The organism is Paenibacillus thermotolerans (assembly GCF_028745515.1).
Lineage (GTDB): Bacteria > Bacillota > Bacilli > Paenibacillales > YIM-B00363 > Paenibacillus_AE > Paenibacillus_AE thermotolerans.
In genome coordinates this window covers 24,964-44,715 of record NZ_JAQZSG010000023.1, presented here as the reverse complement: position 1 = coordinate 44,715, position 19,752 = coordinate 24,964, and the positions used below count along the sequence as shown (strand labels likewise).

Sequence of the window (19,752 nt, the reverse complement as noted above, 5' to 3'; positions counted from 1 at the left end):
TCCTTCAACGCGCAAACTATGAATGCACCGAACGCAAAAAATTGCGGTCTTCGCGCAAAACAACGTGCCGATAGGTGTACGATAAACCAGATTTATTAACTGCCGAGAAACCAACATTAAATCGTTCTTATAAAATGATTAAAAAAAAATAAACTGCCGGCTTTCGCCGGCAGCATCGTATCGATCGTTATAATAGAATGAACATGATTCACGCCTTGAATCGGTAGCCTGCCCCCCAGATCGTTTCGATATACTGGGGGTTTGACGAATCCAACTCGATTTTTTCCCTTATTTTGCGGATATGTACGGTCACAGTAGCGATGTCTCCATGAGAGTCCATACCCCAAAGCCGTTCGAATAGATGTTCTTTGCTAAATACACGGTTCGGATTCGATGCAAGGTACGTAAGCAGATCGAATTCCTTCGTTGTAAAAGCGACCTCCTTGTTATTTACAAATACTCTGCGGGAGGCCTTTTCGATAAGGAGACCGCGGATTCGGATCTCTTCCTTCTTCTGATTGCCACCTGACAAACGTTCATATCGGGTGATATGTGCGTTTACACGCGCCACCAGTTCGCTTGGACTGAACGGCTTGACGACGTAATCGTCCGCTCCGAGACCTAACCCTCGTATTTTATCAATATCTTCCTTCCTCGCGGATACCAATAGGATCGGGATATCCAGCTCGCTTCGAATCGCTCGGCAAATTTCAAAGCCGTCGACCGTCGGAAGCATCAAATCTAAGATGATTAAATCAAACTCGCCTTGAAGCGCTTGCTTCAACCCTCGATCCCCGCTCGATTCGATGTGTACGTCATAGCGATGGAGCATCAAATAATCTCGCTCCAGCTCAGCAACACTGGTATCGTCTTCAATAATCAATATTCGTTTCAATTGAATTGCCCCCGTCTGGCCGTTTCTTCATAGAAATCGTAATTGCTGTACCGGTACCAAGCTCACTGACTGCGCTTATTGCGCCTCCATGCTCTTCTATAATATGTTGCGCAATGGCTAACCCCAGTCCGCTTCCTCCGGCATTGGCGTTCCTTGAAGGGTCCGCCCGATAAAACCGGTCGAAAATGTAAGGCAGCGATTCGGGGGCGATTCCTTGTCCGTTATCCTGAATTACAACCTTGTACCATTCGTCTTCGTCATGCAAAGCGATTCGAATATAGCCGTCTTCTTTATCCATGTATTTCGCTGCATTTTCAATAATATTAACAAATACCCGCCGCAGCTTTTCCCGGTCGGCGATCGTGTAAGCCGGGCCGGGATGTGCCGGAGAGTCAAAAGCAAGCTTCACTCCGCTTTTCTCCACATCGAACTGCAGCTCATCGACACAGCTTTGCAGGAATGCATTCAAATCGACCTCTTCGAAATGAAACGGAAGCTTCTTTAAGTCAAGCTTCGAAAACATGAACAGCTCGTCAATGAGCCGATCCATTTGCGTCGTTTTATGATGAATCGTTCTTAAATATCGGTCCATCTTCTCCGGAGTATCCGCCACGCCGTCTATAATACCTTCAACGTAGCCTTTAATGCCGGTGACCGGCGTTTTCAAATCGTGGGATATGTTGGTGACCAAATGCTTCCGGTTTTCCTCATATTGAATCTGCAGTTCAATCGATTGTTTCAGCTTGAGCCTCATCTCTTCGAACGCCGCGGCAAGCTCCCCGATCTCGTCCCGGGAATGCGGCGTCACCCGGTAGGACAGATTGCCTTCTTTTATTTCGCCGGCCGCTTTCTTCAACGCACGAAGAGGCTTAATAATGCTGCGGGATACGAAATAGGTCAGGATCCCGTTGATGACAACCAGAATGACAAGAAAACTGATGAAGAAGAGCTTGGAGAACCTTGCAAAATACCAATTAAGGAAATCAACATTCAACAAGATATAATAAATGCCTTCCGATCCGTCCGTTAACGTAATATCGAACTTCCGGGTAATGATCCAATTCTCGCTTCCCTCGACCATAACATGTCCCATGGCTGGGGGTAAGCGGGTTGCGAGCTCCGTCCCTTGGAAACCGGGGGAGGCGTAAACCACTTTACCATTAACGCCCGCAATCATTCCCATGTTTAATTGTCTCAGCCTGTTGCTATACTGCTGCATCAGGTCCGGATTCAGCAGCGAATCCGGGTCCTCGTTCATATGCATCCGGATGTCGGCGGCAATGTCGGCCTCTTCGTTAATGACCGCAGCGATCGGGTTCTTTTGCTGCATATCCAAAGTAAAGGCGGATGGAAGCTCTCCAAAGACATAAGAAGCTATGACCAGCATACATATGCCGAGCAGGACCAACGGTACGATCAGCATGGTCAAATAAGATAACAATAGCCTGTTCCGGATCGACATGAAAAAATCCCCTACGAATCATTATTAATTAAACCGCTTATTAACCGGATGCATAGAACACTATAACAAAACCTTGGAAAAAGCTGAAGGCTGCCGTACATTTTCCAAAGCGTCCCATATGACCGGCTTCCGCTTACGCAGCGGCCGCCATACTTTTGACGGGTTGAGCCCGCCCTTTCAAGAGAGTTACAGCAAACGTCACAGTAATACAGCACATAATCAGTGCGAGCAGCGTCCATACGTCTTTCTCCGTCTGGATGCCGCCAAACTGCAAATTCATGAAGCCTTCCACCGCATACGTAGCGGGAAGGAATTGCCCGAGATGCTGATAAAAACCGCTGAGCATTTGTTTCGGAACGATAGTGCCTGAGGTAACCAGCTGCAGCGACAGCGCCGCCATATTAAAAAACATACCCGCCATGCCGAATACCATGAGGAACAGCTGCGCGAAAAACATAAACGTTGCCATCGTCAGGAAGTGGAACAGCCAGAAGATAAAGAAGCTGCTTTGCATTTGGCCGCCGAGCAAAACAATCAGACCGGAGCCGACAATGGAGATCAATGCCGCAGCGAACACAATTAAACCTGTGCGCACCGCAAAATGCTGCCATCTGGAGAGCGACCCGCCGATCGCATCCGCTGCCTGGTGAACGTTCATCGCCATCAACATGGCTCCTACATAGGACGCCAATACGAGCATCATCGGAACCATCTGATTGTTCATACCGTCCACAGGATGCAGTACCTGCACGGAAGAATCCACTTTTTGTCGATGATTCAATTCGCCGGTAATTTTCGTCACCGCGGATTGCATGACGTTCGCGGCGAGCTGCGGATTGGATGCATTCATCACATAACTGAGCTTTGCCGTTGTTTCAGGCGCCGAGAGCGATTCGCCAAAGCCAGCGGGAATCGTGATGACCATATGTACTTGCCGCTTCTCCAGTTGTTGAAGAGCCTGTTCCTTCGGGACGGCGGATATTTGAAACGGCAAATTGTTCTGCAATTGTTGTTCAAGCTGTTCTCCGAATGGTCCGTCCTCATTGACTACAGCAATTTGAAGCTTGTCTACGCGATCCAAAACCCCGTTGTAGGCCGTCATCCAAACGATGCAAAAAATAAGCTGCGCCATAAGTGCGACGACTACCGCGATCGTCGTTTGCGGTTTTGTAAAGTAAGTTTTCCATGCTGATTTCATTTCCATTTCCTCTTTTCATTTTTTGATAGGTCAATATTAACCTATGTCAATTTTATATGTCAATAAAAATATATATTAAATTTAACCTATAAATTTCATTGTTTTAAAAGTGGATATATACTAATATGAACTTATTAAATAGTTAGGGGAGCTGAGAAATGTGGCTTCGATACGGTACGCCTTGTTAACATTATTGGCACGCGAGCCTCTTAGCGGCTACGACATTAAGCAGCACATGAACAATCGCATCGGCCCCTTCTGGAAAGTCGGAAGCAACCAGGTGTACCCGGAGTTAAGCAAGATGGAGGAGGAAGGGCTCGTAAGGCTTCAGGGGGTCGAACAGAACAGCTACCGACCCGCCAGAAAGGTTTACGAAATAACGGAGTCCGGCCGGGATGAATTGATTCGGTGGACGGTCGAGCCGGGCGGTGTGGAAAATACCCGCGACGATTTTCTTTTGAAGGTGTACAACACATGGCTCGTGGAACCTTCCCGGATGGCCGCGCAGGTACGGGAGGTTAAGAAGCAGCATGAGCAACGGCTGTCTTATTATCTGGATAAAGTAGCGGAGCTGGAAAACATGCTTCCCGACTCGCGATCCGGTGCATTCGATCCGATCGCTTCTACGATCCCTGTCGTCGAATTCGGCATCGAGCATGAAAGATTATATATTGACTGGTGCGATCGTTTTATAGCGAAATTGACGGGAAAATGATCGCAAAAAAATCCGGACCCCATTACTTGGGAATCCGGATTTCTTATTAAAAGCTTCACTAAAGCGGAATGACCTTCACTAGCGTATCGGCCGCGATGCCCGCCGTCGGCGGAATGCGGATCAAGCAGTTCGCTTCGGAAATCGTCCGCATGACGGAGGATTGATCCGCCCCGACCGGCTCGGCGAACAGACGCCCGCTGCGCGCCGTAAGCCTGCCCCGCAAAAACCGTTCGTACGCGTTGGTCTTGGTGAAATCCCGGCTCAGGAACGCTTCGGTTTCTTCCGGCTTTGCGCGCTCGACACCTTGCATGCGAAGCAAGGCGGGGCGGACAAACAGCAGAAAGCCGACGAAGCAGGCCCCGGGATTGCCGGATAACGCGAATAGCAGCTTGCCGTCCTTGCTACCCGCGGAGGTCGGACTGCCCGGCCGCATCATTACTTTGTTAAACAGCAGCTTCCCGTCCCACCCGGCAAACCAGTCCGTCAGCACGTCCCGGTCGCCTACGGAAACGCCGCCGGTCGTAATGACGGCATCGCAGCGCTCGAACGCACGGGATAGCCGCTCTCCCAGCTTGCTCGCATCGTCTCCGGCCGGCTCCAGCAGCTCGGGCACGCCCCCGGCTTTCAGCACCTGGGCGGCCAGCATGACGCCGTTGCTGTTGCGGATTTTGCCTTCCGCAAGCGGCGCCTCCACCGGCAGCAGTTCGTCCCCGGTCGGCAGAATCGCCACCTTCGGCTTCCGCCTGACGCGGACATTCGCCGCACCGAACGTTGCCAGCAATGCCAGCTCCCCCTCCTGAAGCAGCGTCCCCTTCGTAAGCAGCCGCTCGTTCGGGCGGATTTCATCTCCCGCTTTCGTCAGGTTCATGCCCGGCGCGGCTTCCCGCTTCAAGCGAATATACCGCTTGCCGCCGGCTTCCTCTTCGATCGTCTGCTCCAGCATAACGACCGCATCCGCTTCAGGAGGCGCCATGGCGCCGGTCATAATCCGCGAAGCTTGCCCCTTCCCGAGCGGAACGGACGGCTTCGAGCCGCACATAATATGATCGACGACCTCCAGCAGGATAGGAGCTTCGCTTGACGCTCCGAGCGTATCGGCGGAACGAACCGCATAGCCGTCCATGCCGGATCGATTGAAGGGAGGATACTCGCCCGGCGCCGCGAAATCCTCGGCAAGCCGATAGAAGGCAGCCTGCCCGATGCCGAGCGGGATCGCCACCGTTTCCCGAATCTCGCTCAATACTAACGAAGTGGCTTCCTCTACGGAAACCGCGCGCCGCTTAAATTTGAAGTCCGTCTCCACCGTCTCTCCCCTCCCCGCAAAACAAGAACCGATTACATTGTATCAAGAAAATATACCCAATATACAGCGGCATCTCTTCGGGCGTTATGCCCCACGCCTTGCAAACCTCCTCCACATGCTTCGGGTTTGTCAGCTTGCTTCGATGAGCAGATGAACCATGCAGTTCGCCAGCGCCAAGTCGGTTCCCGGTCGAAGATACATTTCTCACGGCAAGCTAGTCCTACCCGCCCGATTGCAAAAAAAAGTCATGACGGAGTAGTGATCGCTTCTAACGGACAAGGATGCAGCTATTCGGCGTTTTGAGCGGAGTTTGCAATTTTAACGGACTCCACTGCAGTTATTGCTACGAAAAAGCGGGGAAAAGCGCCAAAAATAGGGGTTTAGCGTCTGTGGTGACCGTTAGAGGTGTGGCAGAAGGCAAATTGACGATATAGCGTCTGTGGTGTCCTTTAGCTGTATGACAGCATTCATGTGCCCCTGCTCGAAAATTTATACTTATATATTAAAAAAGCCGTTCCTTGACGGAACAGCTTTCTTTCACGGTTATAGCTTTAATTTTACCTCTCCTTATTCGTAAACCCGCCGATCCCGAGCCGGTTCAGCTCCCTCCAGTGGAGTTCGGACAGCCGTTCCAGAATGACTGCCCCCCGCTTCGGTCAAATGTACGTAATTGCTGCGCTTATCGTCCGGATTCGGCGTTCTCCGTACATAGCCCTGCTTCTCGGTTCGGTTGACGAGCCCGACGCAAGCATGCTTGGTAATTTGCAGACGTTCGGCAATTTCCGAGATCGTCGCATAATCTCTTCCCGGATATCCTTGTATGGACAGCAGCAGCTGGTGGCATTGCGGAGTAATCCCTTGATCCCGAGCCGCCGTTTCGCTAAAGTGCAGAAACTTTCGTAATTCATACCGAAACCGGGCCAGCTTCTCGTAAATGTCCTTCGTCATGCGTTCATTCGTATTTACATTCGTATTCGTAACCAAATCCGTCCCCCCATCGCGCCCGACGTCCCCTTCTCTCTCCCATCCTAATGGTGTATGGCGGATGAGGTTGTGATTCATATCACATTATGCCCGAACCATAGCCTTTCTCACGTACCAAACGGCGAGTCCCGCACCGATCAAAACAACGGCCAGGATCAAAAGATGCCGGTGCATCGTTTCCGTAACGACCCGCCAATGTTCGCCCAAGTAAGTGCCCAAGGTAATAAAAGCCGCGCTCCAAACCATCGCTCCGGGGGCCGCATACATGCAAAAGCTCGGATAAGGCCATTTGCTGATCCCTGCGCTATAGGCGGTCAAATGGCGTACTCCCGGGATAAAATACCCGACGGTTACGGCAAATTTTCCGAATCGGCCGAACCAGCGCTGCGTACGGTCCATCCTTTCTTTCGTAATATGAATTTTACTCCCGTATTTATCCAAAAGCGGATACCCGAATGCACGCCCGATCCAATAGCTGACGGACATGCCTGCGAAGCTCCCGGCCGTCGACACAAGCACCGTCGGTACATATCGGAGTTTTCCTTCCGATATCAAATATCCGGCGAATGTCATTAAAATTTCATCCGGCATAGGCAATCCGACAATGCCAAGTACCAATGCGCCGAAGATGCCGAAATAGCCGTAATGGACGATGAGCGCCAATAGTTTGTGACTCAGCAACGGTCAATTCTCCTTTCCATCGGATTTATCACGCCAATGCTGCATAAACATAAGTACTACAATCAATAACAGAGGGAGATGAGGTTATGTCGCTGCGCAAAGCCCTTCTGTGCATATTCGCCGGGTTTGTTTTCGCCGTCTTGGTGATCGGCTTGATGCCGTTCCTAACCGTCTATAGTTGGAGTGAGATGACAGGACTTTCCGAGCTTTATTCTTCCCCACTAATGCTTCTAAACAAGTTATATCGGAAAAATAAAGAAAGCTCTGCGCCGAACAAGAAATAGGCTCGCCGACGCCTCGAAACAAGCATTGGCACGGCGGCATTCACGGCGCCCTGATCGGTCAACTATTCGCCGGCAGCCTCATCCTCCTGCTCTTTCGTCCGTCGGCCGGTAGGCTTCTTATGAGAAAAGGGCGTTCCGCAGAGAACACCCTTTCCACCTTCAACGTTGTTCCGCTCGGTGCCGTGACGTCACTGGGAGATTCCGTCGACGATGTGCTTCAACGCTTCCCTGATCGGCGTAACCGGACGGCCGAGCAGCTTTTCGAAATCGTTGCTTTCGACCTCCAGCGTTCCTTCCCGAATACTTTGCTGAATCCCTACGACAAGCGGGATAACAAAGTCCGGCACGCCTACGCTCCTCATAATGTCAGCGTACGCGTCGTCGTTAACTTGCTGCACCGTTACTTCCCTGCCGAGCACGGCACCAAGCTCCGACGCCAGCTCTTCTTGAGTCAGCAGCTTACCCGAAAGCTCATAGATCGTATTCTCATGCCCGGTTCCGGCCAATACGGCAGCCGCCGCTTCCGCGTAATCTTGCTGCAGCGCCCAGCCTACCTTGCCGGACCCTGCCGATGTCACCCAAGGAGCTCCGGCCAGCACGCCTTGCATGCTTGGAATTTCATTTTCCAGGTACCAGTTGTTGCGCAAGAAAGAGTAAGGAATTCCCGTGTTCGAAATCGCTTCCTCCGATACCTTGTGCACCGGAGCAAGGATGTTCTTGCTTTCCTGTGCGTTGGCTATGCTGGTATAGGCGATAAATGAAACTCCGGCACGCTTCGCAGCGGCAACCGCATTGGAGTGCTGACGAATTCTCGTTTCGTTGTCTCCGTCTGCGGAAATAATCAATATACGATCGATGCCTGCAAACGCGGTATCCAATGTTTCCGGACGGTCAAAATCACCCTGGCGAACGTCCACTCCGCGAGCCCGCAATCCTTCCGCTTTCTCCGGGTTTCGAACGCTGACTGCCAATTGATCCGCCGGCACTGTTTTTAATAGCGTCTCTACAACCTTCGATCCTAGTTTACCTGTCGCTCCCGTTACTAACATCTTCATTATTCGTTCCTCCTATTATGATTTGTAAGCGCTGTAACATGAGCGGTTACAACAAATGTATAAAATAAAAGCTCGTAAAGAGCTCTCATTTATTTGAACCTAGTCGTCAGCTGGCTTAAAGTCGTCTGCTCCAGCCGTCGCTCCATCGCGGATTGAGCTTCCTTCAATTCGGATTGGAGTACCGACTCGATGCTCCGCCCGACCGGGCACTGCGGATTGGCGCCTTCATGTATGCGAAATAACCGGTCCTCTTTCGTTACATTTACGGCCCGATAAACATCAAGAAGCGTAATTTGATCGGGTGCTTTGGGCAAAGAGGCTCCCCCTATTCCGGCACGGACTTCCAATAAACCCGCTTTTTTTAACATTCCCATGATTCTTCGAATGATGACGGGATTCGTATTGACGCTGCCCGCAATGAAGTCTCCGGTACACTCGTTCGCACTGACCGCAATGAGAGAAAGGATATGAACCGCAATAGAAAAGCGTGTGCTTATTTGTTTCAAATGCGCCACCACCACCGTTGTAACCATTATAGTTATAACGCATGAAATCGTCAAGTTCGCCGCAGCTAATCGTTATTGCAGCACCCTTCCCCTACATTCAGATGACCGGACCGCTCAATCTTCGTTCTTAGATACTTTTCGTTATACTCCGACACGTCTCCCCATAGCTGGACTCGATCTTCCACATCCATACCGGCCTTTCTGAGCGCCTCCAGCTTTCGGGGATTGTTCGTGATCAGCGTTACCGGCTTTTTTCGAAGGGCTTTTAACACTTGGATCGCATCGCTGTAGTCTCGAGCATCATCGATAAAACCGAGCTTCAGGTTCGCATCGACCGTATCGTACCCGTTCTCCTGCAGGATGTAAGCCAGAGCCTTGCTGAATAAACCGATTCCTCTGCCTTCGTGGTTTGCCAGGTAAAACAACGCCCCGTTCCCATGCTCCGCGATATGCTTCATCGATTGCTTTAACTGGTACCCGCAATCGCACCGTTTGCTCCCGAAGATGTCTCCGGTGTGGCAGATCGAATGGAACCGTATCAAAGCATGCTCGGCATGTTGAAAGTCACCGTGAACCAAGACGCTGGACTGCTGGAATTCAGCCAGGTTGACGGAAGACAGCTTTGCAACGATCCTCTCGAAATTCTCGGTCGCTTCATCGCAGTTCAACCAGCAGTACCATTTGAATTGGACGGTTTCTCCCAGCAAATTGACAGGCAGTGTAATCGGTCCGACTAAGTAGATCGCCCCTTTTTCCGTCTTAATGAGCTGTATTTTATCTTGAAGAAGGGAGATTACTTTGGGGTCGAGCGTTTTTGCGGGCATGACGGTTACCTCCGGGCACATGATACATGTAGTGTGACTAAAAGCTTGCATGTTTATTTCGGGAACGGCTATCGGCCCCCCCTTACCTCGTGATATATGAGGCATATATTTATGGAAAAGCCATATATTTATTCATCATATGTAATGCCCCAAATCATCTCTAGGGAGTTGTTACGGTGTTAGGAAATGCATTTCAACTTGCCGGATGTATCGTACCGTTCGTTCTCCTCTTCGGGCTTGACCGAGTGTTTACTTCAACCAAATCGGTGTCGTTCCTAAACCGGATCGCCCATTTGATTGCATCGGATTCCAAAGCTATGTCCCAAGATCGAAATATTGAAATCGTCAGACGGCGTGTAAGCAAAATTATTAAGTATGAAGCAAATATGTATGGTGCTTGGGCCGTCGGATACATAACCATTGGGTATACCTTGGCGACCGCTTCAGCAGACTGGATCATAAGCAATCTATTGATAAGGCTCATTGTTTTTCTCAGCATCACACTCATGCTGGTTTGGTTGGCGAGCACTGTCTCTTCCTTAACAACGAAAAAATATGCCGATAAAATTCAGCTGCTACAAAAGTAAATAAAAGTTACCGTTTCTAACGTCTAACGGTCAGAGCTGCAGTTATTCGTCGTTTTGAGCGGAGTTTTCAGTTGTAACGGACACCACCGCAATTATTGCCTCGAAAAAGCAGGGATCAGCGCCAAAAATCGGGGTATAGCGTCTGCGGTGTCCGTTAGCGCTTTGGCAGCCGGCAAATTGGCGATATAGCGTCTGGTGGTGTCCGTTAGAACTGCAGGGGTTAGCGAGGAGCGGCAAAAAACGGTGGAGAGCTACTCCAATTCGTTGCGGAGTGCGGCGATGTGCTCAGCCCCTCCGCTGACCAGCAGGCGATCTCCGGTATGAACCGGCGTATTGCCGTGCGGAATAATAAACGAGTCCCCCCGATAAATGCGCAGTATCAGAATATCGCCCGTTAACGGAAGCTCGCGCAGCAGCGATTCCTCATAGCTCGGATTGTTCAACCGAACCTCGCGAATCGTTCCGTCGTCTTCCGAGATGAGACGAACGGCGCTCGGCTGTTCGATCAATGCCTTCAGCAGCGTTCTAGCCGCATACAAGGTCGAGAATACCGTCGTCCGCTCTTCCTCGTCGGTGCCTAGCCTATTGCGGAATTCGGTCAGCTTTCCGGGGTCCTCAATGCGTACGATCACTCTCGGCACTCCCGCCTCTCTGGCCTCGTCGGCTAATTCCATGTTACGGCTGTCCTCCATCGTACCGATCACGATCAGATCGGTATCGAATGCCTGATGCTCCGTTAACGTTCTTGGCGATAGATCGGCGACCGGTATCAAGCCGGCTGCACCTGCGGATTCGGTTGCCTCTGCGGCGCCCGTCGTACCGGCGCTAAACAGCCGAACCGCATATCCGTCCTTATTCATTTGGTGAGACAGCGGAATCGTGATATGGTTCGCCCCGACGACGGATACTCGAAGCGGCTTCCGTTCCGGCTTCGGAACGAGCCGATTGAAAATAACCGGGAAAATGAGACAGCTGATTACGGCGACCAAAATAAGCGCGCCTTGCACCGATTGATCGATAATCCCGAGATTATAAGCGATGGTTGCGGCCGCTATGACCAGCGACAAAGTCGATGACAGCAGGATGCCGGTTCCCGCTACCTCTCTCCAGGAATACCATCGTTTCAGCATTAGCGCAGGAATGATTTTGGACAAGAATACCGCCGCAAGAAGGACCGGGATCAGCAGAAGCACCTGAGTGTCTGAAACTACCGTACGCAAGTCAAGCCTCACGCCAACCATCACGAAAAAAATCGGAATCAAAAATCCGTACCCGAACGATTCAAGCTGATGCACGAATTCTCTTCTCGGGGACAGGATCGAGACGATGACCCCGGCCAGGAACGCCCCGAGAATATGCTCTACGCCAAGCGATTCGGATAGTACGACGAACAACAGGATCAGAGCGAACACGGCCCGCGTGCCGAGCTGTGAAGTTCCCGCTGTGAAAAGACCCATCCTGCCGATTCGGAAGAAGCGGACAATAAACCGATAAATCGCAAACACGATCACGAAGAAAAACAGCAACAGCATCAGCTTCGAAATATCTTTGGCAATTAAGCTGACATAGACGGCGAGCAAAATCATCGTGACAAAATCGGAGATGACCGTCGTAAGGAAAATCGTCTGCCCGAGCTCCGTCCCCATCAGTTTTCTTTCCTTCAGAACAGGTACGACGACACCCAGCGAAATGGTCGAAACGATCAGTGTCATGAAGTAAGGGTCGTCCACAAGACCGACAAGCGAAAGCGCGTACGATAATCCCAAAGACAGAATCAAAATGAAGGCGAATAGCACGATGGAGAGAACAAGCGGACTTCTTCCCTTTCCCCCCGCATTGGCGCTTCTTTGAGGCATGGAAAAATCGATCTCAAGCCCGCTGAGAAACATGAGAAATATGAAGCCGAACAGCGATAGCAGCGTCAGCCATGTGTCCTCGTGCACGACATTAAACCCTGTCTTGCCAAGCAGCAAACCGGCTACGATCTCCGCAACTACGACCGGAATCAGCTTCAGCCGCAATTGATGGAGCAGGATCGGCACCAAGAACGCCACAGCGACCACGATCATGAGCGATGTTAAATCATGCTGCATACAATTCCCCGCTTTCTATACAATCAACCCGGACTTTAACCATGAAATGGTAACATTCCAGGAGTCAAATGTCGATCATATTAACTATTATTACAATATAATGTAAGCTGAATGTATTGCTACGGCACTTTTCGTTACATCAAAAAAATAAAGGAGCAGCCTCTCTATGGCGGGCTGCACCTCGTTTCGTTCGTGCACTATTTTCTTTACTTCAAAGCGTGACGCGCCTTCCGCTTTCGAACGATTTGATCGCGGCATCGGTCGTCGCATCGGTCAAGATGGATGTAAGGAATCGATTAATTGCTGCCGGTCTGTGACAAGAGGCGGCTGCTCCATCCATTTTCGTTCGACCACAATATCAAAAGTGTCTTTAGCGTACAGCATCACTTTACCCACAATTTTCGTGTAATGTGCAATGAGGTCAGCCCGCATGGAAAGAGCCAAGGCGTGCGAAATGAGCACGATGTCAACCGCATTTAGTATGTTGATCATTGACATGATCAGCTTTTCAGAAAACGGGGAAGTTGTCGATGCGGTGACTTCCATACTAACGGTTACCGTTCCGAGCAGTTTTTCATCCAACAGCAATTGGTTAAACAACTCCACTTGTTGTTCACTTAGTTTCTGCCCTCTAATTACATGATCCCTTAGTTTTGTATCCTTCAATACTTGCGCGAATCCAAGCATGATAATAATCGAGAAGTAATTTCTTTCAATATTGAAGAAGATCTCGGATAATTCTACAGCGCTTAACGGTCGCTTCTTACCTAACAATCCGTCGATGAAAGACTCCTGTTGAACGTATTCTATTTTTGAAGGATAGTTCATTTTCGGCGGTCGATCGTAAATGCCCTTCTCCAGCATCATTCTAACGGCTTTGCCGAACATCTCGGTTGAGCTGTGTATGCACTCGTTAAAAAAATCGAGTACATCAAGCCGAACATTGTTGGAGGCAGTAAATGCGAAATTAATCATACCCAAACGATTCACCATGTAAATAAAACTTAAGGTAAACGTATCATGAAATAACGGCGGGGCCGCCAAATTTACATCGCTTTCTGAAAACCCCTCGGGAATCGGGAAATTTTCCGCCGAAAAAAATGCTTTGATCCGGTTCACCCGTCCTGTTGAAATTTCCATTGCCTCCTTGGCTAAAGGAATAATGTCCCCATCCTGAAGGTGATGCAAAAAGTATCTCAAGAAACAAATCGACATACTCTCTTGAATATAAATACTCCAAAGTCCCCCGATTTCCGTACAGCTTAATTTTATATTGTGCGGTTTCACCCGCAAATTATCGGCTTCCATAAATTACCCCCATTTCCGTAATTTATTTTCACCTAATTAATGACGAATATGCGTAAAAATAAGGTCATTAGCCGTATCAACTGCAGGGGTCGATATTACATCTCCGAAATCGCAGGGTTGCGGCTATCTTTGTCAATGTCAGGCAGCCGCTCTTTGACTCGTTTCAACGCGGCGACGATCAGAAAGCTGACAATGACGAGCAGAAGCCAGGAGCTGACCTTGCCTACATGGACGATATGCCAGGCGTCGGATTGATTCGGGTATTGCCATGCGCTAAAAAAGGTCGCGACGTTCTCCGCAATCCATATAAAGAAGCCGATCAGCACGAAGGAAAGAGCAAGAGGCATCCGGTAACGATGACGGCCGACCTCATAGGTAACCCACGTTCGCCAAAATACGATCAACACCAATGCCGACAGCCACCAGCGAATGTCGACCCAATAATGGTGGGTAAAGAAATTCAGGTAAATCGCGGCGGCAAGCGGAGTAACCAACCAGAGCGGAGGCCAGCGAACAAGCTCAACCTTCAGGCGCCGCCAAGCCTGACACAAGTAGCTGGCCACGCTGGCATACATAAATCCGCTGTAAAGGGGGACTCCGTTCACCTTCGTCCAACCGTCTTCCGGGTACGACCAGGACCCCATGTGCACTTTGAACAATTCCAGAGCCAATCCAATCAGGTGAAAGACGGTGATCACCTTCAGCTCGTCGCGTGTTTCAAGGCCGGAGCGCAGCATCCAAACCTGCATGGCCAGACAGATGATCAGCAGCCAATCGTAACGCGGCAGCCAAGGAAGATGAATGTGCTGCGTCAGAGCCAGTGAGGCAAAGATAACCACAGGAAATACACAGGACAGCGCTTGCTGCCAGCCGAAGCGTACCAGCTGCTGCAGGGCATGCCATAAGCGTCTTTGCATAAGCTTCTCGCTTTCCGAGTGGAGTCCTTAAGTCTCTTCGTCACTCTTGTATTCTAAAATATCTCCAGGCTGACAATCTAAAGCCTTGCAAATCGCTTCTAACGTCGACAATCGGACCGCTTTCGCCTTTCCGTTCTTCAATATCGAAAGGTTGGCCATCGTTATTCCGATCCTCTCCGAAAGCTCCGTAACGCTCATTTTCCGTTTCGCCAGCATCACGTCAATATTGATAATAATCGCCATGTGATTCACCTCAGACCGTTAAATCATGTTCCGATTTAATATCGATCGCCTCTTGTAAAAGCTTCTGGAGAACGGCGGCGAATACCCCAATTACCAAGGAAGCAAAAATCAAGACCAATCCGATCACGATGACCCCCGGAGCGTCGTCCGCTTCAGCTATGAGATAAAAAATCGGCATGCCTAATGCATGTAAGATGCTGATTGCGATTGCACAGTATTTGATTTTTTTCAATGCTGTTACGGATAGCTCCGAGAAGGCTCTATTCTTGTCGATATAGCTTAACAGTTTAAAAGCTTGATACAGCGCCAAGTAGAATGGGACCGCCGATGCGTACAAATCGATGAACACGAGATATTTCAAATAAGCCGTATCCGGGTACAATTCAGCCGCAAAGTCTGCGATCTCGGGCACTAAAAATATGCACAAAGCAAGTACCGGAATTCCCATGAGAATTACAGCTGCCTTTAAAAAGAGTGTTGTTCCTTGTTTCATATTTACCCCTCGCTTATATTGAATTCAGTATGACTTTACCATTAAATTTATCGTTTTACAATAAATAAATTGCGTATTTAAATAAATTATTGTTGTTATATAAAAAAATACCCGCCTCCGCAAGCGCAAGAAGACGGGTATTTAAGGTATTTTATTGTTGTTCTGTTATCGGTGCACCCGGCGGTACGTAGAAAGGCGGAACCTTTATCCACCCTCGATAACGCATTAGTTGCTTGAGACGTGTCCCAAGTAACATTTTTTCACCTAGAAATTGTGCAAACATAGCTCCCAAATCCGTTCGAACGGACTCGCATGCTCCTCCCGCTGCACACATAATTAAACTCGTTATCTTTATGGACAATTCATTCGCGATAATTTCATCGGTCATTTTAGCACCGAGAGGGATGCTTTCCGCATTTGACTTCGGCATATCCTCATGCCCAGGCGGAAGCGGTATCCCTTCTCTTATCAGCAGGTCTTTTAACGTTTCCTGTTGTTTAAAATTCAGCTGTAAATCTTCATTTAATATGTTTGATAACTCATCGTCTTTCGTTGTGTTCAGAGCAATCTGCACTGAAGCTTTGGCTAGCTGCAGCCCCGCAAGATAAATCCAGCAAGTATTTGTTTCGCCGATATGCATCGGCTGTTTATCCGCTTCTGTAAGCATAGATTTTATCGTGTCGACTGCAGTTCCGATCATGTTGACCAAGATACTTCCTCCATCACTTCATTTTATGGAGTATTTTTCTACTCATTAATGAAAATATTCATTAATTCATCTTTCAGGTTGTAAATCCGATTAATATAAGGTTCGCCATAAATAAAAGGTGGCGTACGCCTCCCAGCCTTTCCAACCGGCGAACAGCTCGCGAAAACGCTCCGGCGCAGGCTTCTCCGCCAGCCCGAGCGTCGTTTTCACCGCGTTATGCAGACCCACGTCTCCGATCGGAAACGCGCTCGGGTCTCCTAGGCAGCGCATCCGTACATAATGGGCCGTCCACGGACCGATCCCGCGAATAGCCAGCAGCCGCCGCTCCATCAAGTCGTAGTCGCCAAGCGCAAGCAGCCCTTCAAGGGACAACTCTCCTGCGGCCATCAAGCGTGCGACCTCGAGCAGGGCGGCGCTTTTCGCCCGGCTCAGCTTCAGCGAGCCGAGCTCGTCCGGTGATGCGGCGAGCAGCTGCTCCGGCGTCGGAAAACGGCGGTAGACCGTGCCGTCCCACTCCAGAGCGTCGCCGTATGCCTCCGTCACTCTCGCCTTCAGCGTGTAGGCGAACGCCAGATTCACCTGCTGTCCCAATATCGCCCAGCACAGCGCTTCGAACAAATCGGGAATACCCATGATTCGAAGACCGTGGAATCGTTCGACCAACGCGCCGAGCACCCCGTCCGCGCGGGCTAACGCATAGAACGGCGCCAGCTCGCGATCGAGATCAAACCAGGCCCGCACGTAATCGGCCGCTTCCCGCTTCTCCGCCGGAGTGAGCGGGCCGCCGTGCAGGACGGATATGTTCAACGCGCGATCCTCCTTGTTTTGCACGGAGATCAGGACGTTGCGTCCGCCTACGGGGACCAGCTTGCGGATCTCATTCCCGCGGATTTCGTAGAGGCACTCATTCGAGGAGCGGGCCAAATACTCCAGGCAGGGAGCGAATCGGAACGGCTCCGGCGCCGCGACCTCAAAACTGGAATCGTGCGTGTCCGGCCGGTTCAAGCGGCTTCACTCCTTCCAGTCCGAGCAGCATGCTTTTGATCTTCAGTCCGCCGCGGTAGCCGACCAAAGTCTTGTTCGAGCCGACGACCCGGTGGCACGGTACGATCACCGGCACCGGGTTCGCCCCGTTCGCCGCGCCTACCGCCCGAACGGCTTGCGGACGGCCGATCGACACCGCAATATCCCGGTAGGTGCAGGTCGTACCGTAGGGGATTTGCGCCAGCGCCGTCCATACTTCCTTTTGGAAAGAAGTACCCCTCATATCAAGCGGCACCGTCTCGAAGGAGACCGGTTTGCCCCTGAAGTAATTCTCCAACAGCCGAATGACGCCGTACTCCTCGAAGATCTCGCGATTTTCTTGCAGCTGAGCTCCCGGCATATGGCGATTGATCCATTCCGTCGCATCCTCCGGATTATCGTGCGGGTACATCAGGCGGCATATGCCTTTATCCGTAGCGAAAAGCGTCCACTGCTCCTCGCCGGAACCGAATCGGGTCCAATACACAATCGGTTGATTCATTATGTTCTCTTATCTCCTTCCAAATGAACGGCGCGGTATTCGCTAGGCGATTTTCCGACCTCCCGCTTAAACCACGCCGTAAAATGGGACGGGCTCCGAAAGCCCACGGCATCGGCGATGCCGGCCATCGTATCGATGCCGAGCTCCAGCCTTCTTCTGGCTTCCCTTAGCCGGATATGGTGCAGCTGCTCGGCCGGCGTATGGCCCGTCACCCGCTTATACAGCCGTTGAAGATGAAATGGGCTGATCGAAAGCTCGGCCGCCAGCGATCGGAGCGTAACCGGCCGATCCAGCTGCCGTTCCAGCATCTCGTCCACTCGGGCGGCCAATCGTTCGTCCGGGCCTTGCTTGCCCGGTTCCTCCGGCTTGCACCGTTTGCACGGACGGAAGCCGGCTCGGATCGCTTCGGACACCGACGTCACGAACGTCACGTTCTGCGGGTAAGGCGTTCGTGCCCGGCAGGAGGGCCGGCAAAAGATTTTGGTCGTCTTGACGCAGGTATAATAGATGCCGTCATACGTATTTTCCTTCTTGGCTACGGTGGCGTAAATCCGGTCGAACAACAGCCGATCCATTCGTATCACCTCTTGTCGTCAGTATAACCCGAACCCGTGTACGCATAAAGGCCTTCCGACTACGACAGCAACATTTCGATAGGCGCGGTTCATTGGGCAGGTGCGAACAAAAAAAGAGCTTTCTTTGGTTTCATAACCTAGAAAAGCTCATGATTACCGCATCGCTTCATTCAAGTTATGTATCGAATATTCATGTAAGCGTTTCCCACGCCGTAATGTTGTGCTACTATCGGATTAAATAATTGAACTGGGAGGGAAAGGAAATGAGTGTAACCCACGAACAAAAAGTTCAAATGTTGGAGAACGGCTATGTACATCTGAGCGGAATCATTGAGAAAGAACGTCTTGATTTGGCCATGCGGCATATCAATCATTCCATTGGCGAGGCTGTAGATGCCGCCGTTTCTCCGAGTAAGCCGGAAAAGCTGAAGTATCAAGAAATTGCCAATGCGCCTGCCATTACCGACTTGGTCGAAAAAACACCGGTTTACTCGGCGGTGGAATGTATGCTCGGAACGGGAAATGTGAATCCCGTCGGCGGCGCGCAAATTGCATTGCGGTATCCGATATTGAATAATCCCGAGCCTCTCCCGGTGCCGCACCCGCATCTTGACGGCATGCATACCCCAACGAACGGAGTAAAGAAAGGAACGATCGGCAACTTTACGGCTTTAGTCGGTATTTTCTTAAGCGATGTACCGGACGATTATTGCGGCAATTTCACCGTTTGGCCTGGAACTCATCGGATCAACGAGCAATATTTCAAGAAACACGGCCCTGAGTCTTTATTGAATGGAATGCCGGATGTGGAGATGCCGAAGCCGAATCAAATTACGGCCAAAGCGGGCGATGTCGTCATTTGCCATTATTTGCTTGCGCATGGCGTCGCACTGAACCTTTCACCGAATATCCGCTACGCCCTATTTTTCCGAATATTCCATAAGGATCTCGGCAATTGGACCCACAGAACGAATTGGCAAGCCCCTATGACCGATATGTGGCTGCATTGGCCGGGAATCCGCGAAATGATTAAAACGGATTAGGAGGGCGTTTCTCTGACGATTAGACGTTAACTGCGGGTATGAGCCTTAAGCTGGGGCAACGTTTGGTTAGCGGCAAGAACCACAAGGGTGATTAGCTCACGCTGCTTGTTATTCAGGTTTCCTTGATAAAAAACTTCCCCAAAAATGAATCGGCTCAAGATATCCTGAAAATCAGGATCGGCAGCGTATGCCGCCGGCACTCCATCGCCAAATAGCTGTTTATACGTTTCTTGACTCTCTTCAATTCGATTCATAACCAAGCCTCCGACTCTTATTCATTCCCACATAGAGCTCAAATAGGGGCTGCCATTGTATTTCGCACGTATGTGTAGGTCATCGGCTACAGCAATCT

22 protein-coding genes are annotated in these 19,752 nt (G+C 50.5%); 3 read left to right on the top strand and 19 right to left on the bottom strand.

Going from position 1 to position 19,752, the window contains the following annotated elements:
- Nucleotides 1-208: 208 nt before the first annotated feature.
- The 3 genes from PT964_RS17885 to PT964_RS17875 all read right to left on the bottom strand — a co-directional run bounded on the left by PT964_RS17885 (nt 209) and on the right by PT964_RS17875 (nt 3,555).
- On the bottom strand, nt 209-895 hold the full coding sequence (locus PT964_RS17885; protein ID WP_274364729.1) for a response regulator transcription factor: 687 nt from the start codon (nt 893-895) through the stop codon (nt 209-211).
- Nucleotides 873-2,357, bottom strand: coding sequence for a sensor histidine kinase (locus PT964_RS17880; RefSeq protein ID WP_274364728.1), 1,485 nt, complete (start codon nt 2,355-2,357; stop codon nt 873-875). The genes PT964_RS17885 and PT964_RS17880 overlap by 23 nt, the downstream gene beginning before the upstream one ends.
- Nucleotides 2,358-2,490: 133 nt before the next feature.
- Nucleotides 2,491-3,555 carry a YhgE/Pip domain-containing protein gene (locus PT964_RS17875; RefSeq protein ID WP_274364727.1) on the bottom strand — a complete coding sequence of 355 codons (1,065 nt, stop codon included), beginning with the start codon at nt 3,553-3,555 and terminating at the stop codon, nt 2,491-2,493.
- A 160-nt stretch (nt 3,556-3,715) separates the two neighbouring features.
- On the opposite strand from PT964_RS17875, the gene PT964_RS17870 reads away from it, so the two are divergent.
- Entirely contained in the window at nt 3,716-4,270 is a 555-nt protein-coding gene (locus PT964_RS17870; protein WP_274364726.1) for a PadR family transcriptional regulator, read from the top strand.
- 58 nt (nt 4,271-4,328) lie between these two features.
- Here the strand turns inward: PT964_RS17870 and PT964_RS17865 are convergent, their stop codons facing one another.
- The 6 genes from PT964_RS17865 to PT964_RS17840 form a co-directional block, all read right to left on the bottom strand.
- A complete protein-coding gene (locus PT964_RS17865) occupies nt 4,329-5,573 on the bottom strand; it encodes a molybdopterin molybdotransferase MoeA (RefSeq protein ID WP_274364725.1) in 1,245 nt (414 codons plus the stop codon).
- 567 nt (nt 5,574-6,140) lie between these two features.
- Nucleotides 6,141-6,635: a MarR family winged helix-turn-helix transcriptional regulator gene (locus tag PT964_RS17860; protein WP_274364724.1), complete on the bottom strand. Its 495-nt coding sequence runs from the start codon at nt 6,633-6,635 to the stop codon at nt 6,141-6,143.
- A 6-nt stretch (nt 6,636-6,641) separates the two neighbouring features.
- Nucleotides 6,642-7,238: a DedA family protein gene (locus PT964_RS17855; RefSeq protein ID WP_274364723.1), complete on the bottom strand. Its 597-nt coding sequence runs from the start codon at nt 7,236-7,238 to the stop codon at nt 6,642-6,644.
- 472 nt (nt 7,239-7,710) lie between these two features.
- A complete protein-coding gene (locus PT964_RS17850; RefSeq protein ID WP_274364722.1) occupies nt 7,711-8,577 on the bottom strand; it encodes an SDR family oxidoreductase in 867 nt (288 codons plus the stop codon).
- Between the two features lie 89 nt (nt 8,578-8,666).
- Nucleotides 8,667-9,083 (bottom strand): Rrf2 family transcriptional regulator, encoded by a 417-nt coding sequence (locus PT964_RS17845; RefSeq protein WP_274364721.1) that lies wholly within the window; start codon nt 9,081-9,083, stop codon nt 8,667-8,669.
- Nucleotides 9,084-9,148: 65 nt separating this feature from the next.
- On the bottom strand, nt 9,149-9,907 hold the full coding sequence (locus PT964_RS17840) for a GTP cyclohydrolase II (protein ID WP_274364720.1): 759 nt from the start codon (nt 9,905-9,907) through the stop codon (nt 9,149-9,151).
- Nucleotides 9,908-10,083: 176 nt separating this feature from the next.
- Here PT964_RS17840 and PT964_RS17835 point away from each other — a divergent pair, with 176 nt between their 5' ends.
- On the top strand, nt 10,084-10,494 hold the full coding sequence (locus PT964_RS17835; RefSeq protein ID WP_274364719.1) for a hypothetical protein: 411 nt from the start codon (nt 10,084-10,086) through the stop codon (nt 10,492-10,494).
- 251 nt (nt 10,495-10,745) lie between these two features.
- Here PT964_RS17835 and PT964_RS17830 read toward each other — a convergent pair whose 3' ends face one another.
- The 9 genes from PT964_RS17830 to PT964_RS17790 all read right to left on the bottom strand — a co-directional run bounded on the left by PT964_RS17830 (nt 10,746) and on the right by PT964_RS17790 (nt 18,357).
- Nucleotides 10,746-12,587: a cation:proton antiporter family protein gene (locus tag PT964_RS17830; protein WP_274364718.1), complete on the bottom strand. Its 1,842-nt coding sequence runs from the start codon at nt 12,585-12,587 to the stop codon at nt 10,746-10,748.
- A gap of 273 nt (nt 12,588-12,860) precedes the next feature.
- The gene (locus PT964_RS17825) at nt 12,861-13,895 is read right to left on the bottom strand and encodes a DUF3231 family protein (protein ID WP_274364717.1); all 1,035 of its coding nucleotides are present in this window, start codon (nt 13,893-13,895) and stop codon (nt 12,861-12,863) included.
- A 95-nt stretch (nt 13,896-13,990) separates the two neighbouring features.
- Nucleotides 13,991-14,812: a DUF817 domain-containing protein gene (locus PT964_RS17820; protein WP_274364716.1), complete on the bottom strand. Its 822-nt coding sequence runs from the start codon at nt 14,810-14,812 to the stop codon at nt 13,991-13,993.
- A 27-nt stretch (nt 14,813-14,839) separates the two neighbouring features.
- The gene (locus tag PT964_RS17815) at nt 14,840-15,055 is read right to left on the bottom strand and encodes a helix-turn-helix domain-containing protein (RefSeq protein ID WP_274364715.1); all 216 of its coding nucleotides are present in this window, start codon (nt 15,053-15,055) and stop codon (nt 14,840-14,842) included.
- Nucleotides 15,056-15,065: 10 nt separating this feature from the next.
- Nucleotides 15,066-15,548 (bottom strand): DUF2975 domain-containing protein, encoded by a 483-nt coding sequence (locus PT964_RS17810; protein WP_274364714.1) that lies wholly within the window; start codon nt 15,546-15,548, stop codon nt 15,066-15,068.
- Nucleotides 15,549-15,699: 151 nt separating this feature from the next.
- Entirely contained in the window at nt 15,700-16,248 is a 549-nt protein-coding gene (locus PT964_RS17805; protein ID WP_274364777.1) for a DUF3231 family protein, read from the bottom strand.
- A 99-nt stretch (nt 16,249-16,347) separates the two neighbouring features.
- Complete coding sequence (locus PT964_RS17800; protein WP_274364713.1) at nt 16,348-17,262, bottom strand: DNA-3-methyladenine glycosylase family protein; 915 nt, start codon at nt 17,260-17,262, stop codon at nt 16,348-16,350.
- A complete protein-coding gene (locus PT964_RS17795; protein ID WP_274364712.1) occupies nt 17,228-17,782 on the bottom strand; it encodes a methylated-DNA--[protein]-cysteine S-methyltransferase in 555 nt (184 codons plus the stop codon). Before PT964_RS17795 ends, PT964_RS17800 begins: the two co-directional genes overlap by 35 nt.
- Entirely contained in the window at nt 17,782-18,357 is a 576-nt protein-coding gene (locus PT964_RS17790; RefSeq protein ID WP_274364711.1) for an Ada metal-binding domain-containing protein, read from the bottom strand. The genes PT964_RS17795 and PT964_RS17790 overlap by 1 nt, the downstream gene beginning before the upstream one ends.
- 263 nt (nt 18,358-18,620) lie before the next feature.
- Between PT964_RS17790 and PT964_RS17785 the strand changes: the two genes are divergently transcribed.
- The gene (locus PT964_RS17785; RefSeq protein WP_274364710.1) at nt 18,621-19,400 is read left to right on the top strand and encodes a phytanoyl-CoA dioxygenase family protein; all 780 of its coding nucleotides are present in this window, start codon (nt 18,621-18,623) and stop codon (nt 19,398-19,400) included.
- Nucleotides 19,401-19,426: 26 nt separating this feature from the next.
- On the opposite strand, the gene PT964_RS17780 is transcribed toward PT964_RS17785, so the two are convergent.
- The gene (locus PT964_RS17780; RefSeq protein WP_274364709.1) at nt 19,427-19,654 is read right to left on the bottom strand and encodes a carboxymuconolactone decarboxylase family protein; all 228 of its coding nucleotides are present in this window, start codon (nt 19,652-19,654) and stop codon (nt 19,427-19,429) included.
- Nucleotides 19,655-19,752 lie beyond the last annotated feature (98 nt).

Bases quoted from the DNA above. Each gene is read 5' to 3' on its own strand.
- PT964_RS17880 (WP_274364728.1), bottom strand. From the start codon at position 2,357: ATGTCGATCCGGAACAGGCTATTGTTATCTTATTTGACCATGCTGATC.
- PT964_RS17875 (WP_274364727.1), bottom strand. From the start codon at position 3,555: ATGAAATCAGCATGGAAAACTTACTTTACAAAACCGCAAACGACGATC.
- PT964_RS17860 (WP_274364724.1), bottom strand. From the start codon at position 6,635: ATGAATCACAACCTCATCCGCCATACACCATTAGGATGGGAGAGAGAA.
- PT964_RS17850 (WP_274364722.1), bottom strand. From the start codon at position 8,577: ATGAAGATGTTAGTAACGGGAGCGACAGGTAAACTAGGATCGAAGGTT.
- PT964_RS17840 (WP_274364720.1), bottom strand. From the start codon at position 9,907: ATGCCCGCAAAAACGCTCGACCCCAAAGTAATCTCCCTTCTTCAAGAT.
- PT964_RS17830 (WP_274364718.1), bottom strand. From the start codon at position 12,587: ATGCAGCATGATTTAACATCGCTCATGATCGTGGTCGCTGTGGCGTTC.
- PT964_RS17825 (WP_274364717.1), bottom strand. From the start codon at position 13,895: ATGGAAGCCGATAATTTGCGGGTGAAACCGCACAATATAAAATTAAGC.
- PT964_RS17820 (WP_274364716.1), bottom strand. From the start codon at position 14,812: ATGCAAAGACGCTTATGGCATGCCCTGCAGCAGCTGGTACGCTTCGGC.
- PT964_RS17815 (WP_274364715.1), bottom strand. From the start codon at position 15,055: ATGGCGATTATTATCAATATTGACGTGATGCTGGCGAAACGGAAAATG.
- PT964_RS17810 (WP_274364714.1), bottom strand. From the start codon at position 15,548: ATGAAACAAGGAACAACACTCTTTTTAAAGGCAGCTGTAATTCTCATG.
- PT964_RS17805 (WP_274364777.1), bottom strand. From the start codon at position 16,248: ATGATCGGAACTGCAGTCGACACGATAAAATCTATGCTTACAGAAGCG.
- PT964_RS17795 (WP_274364712.1), bottom strand. From the start codon at position 17,782: ATGAATCAACCGATTGTGTATTGGACCCGATTCGGTTCCGGCGAGGAG.
- PT964_RS17790 (WP_274364711.1), bottom strand. From the start codon at position 18,357: ATGGATCGGCTGTTGTTCGACCGGATTTACGCCACCGTAGCCAAGAAG.
- PT964_RS17785 (WP_274364710.1), top strand. From the start codon at position 18,621: ATGAGTGTAACCCACGAACAAAAAGTTCAAATGTTGGAGAACGGCTAT.
- PT964_RS17780 (WP_274364709.1), bottom strand. From the start codon at position 19,654: ATGAATCGAATTGAAGAGAGTCAAGAAACGTATAAACAGCTATTTGGC.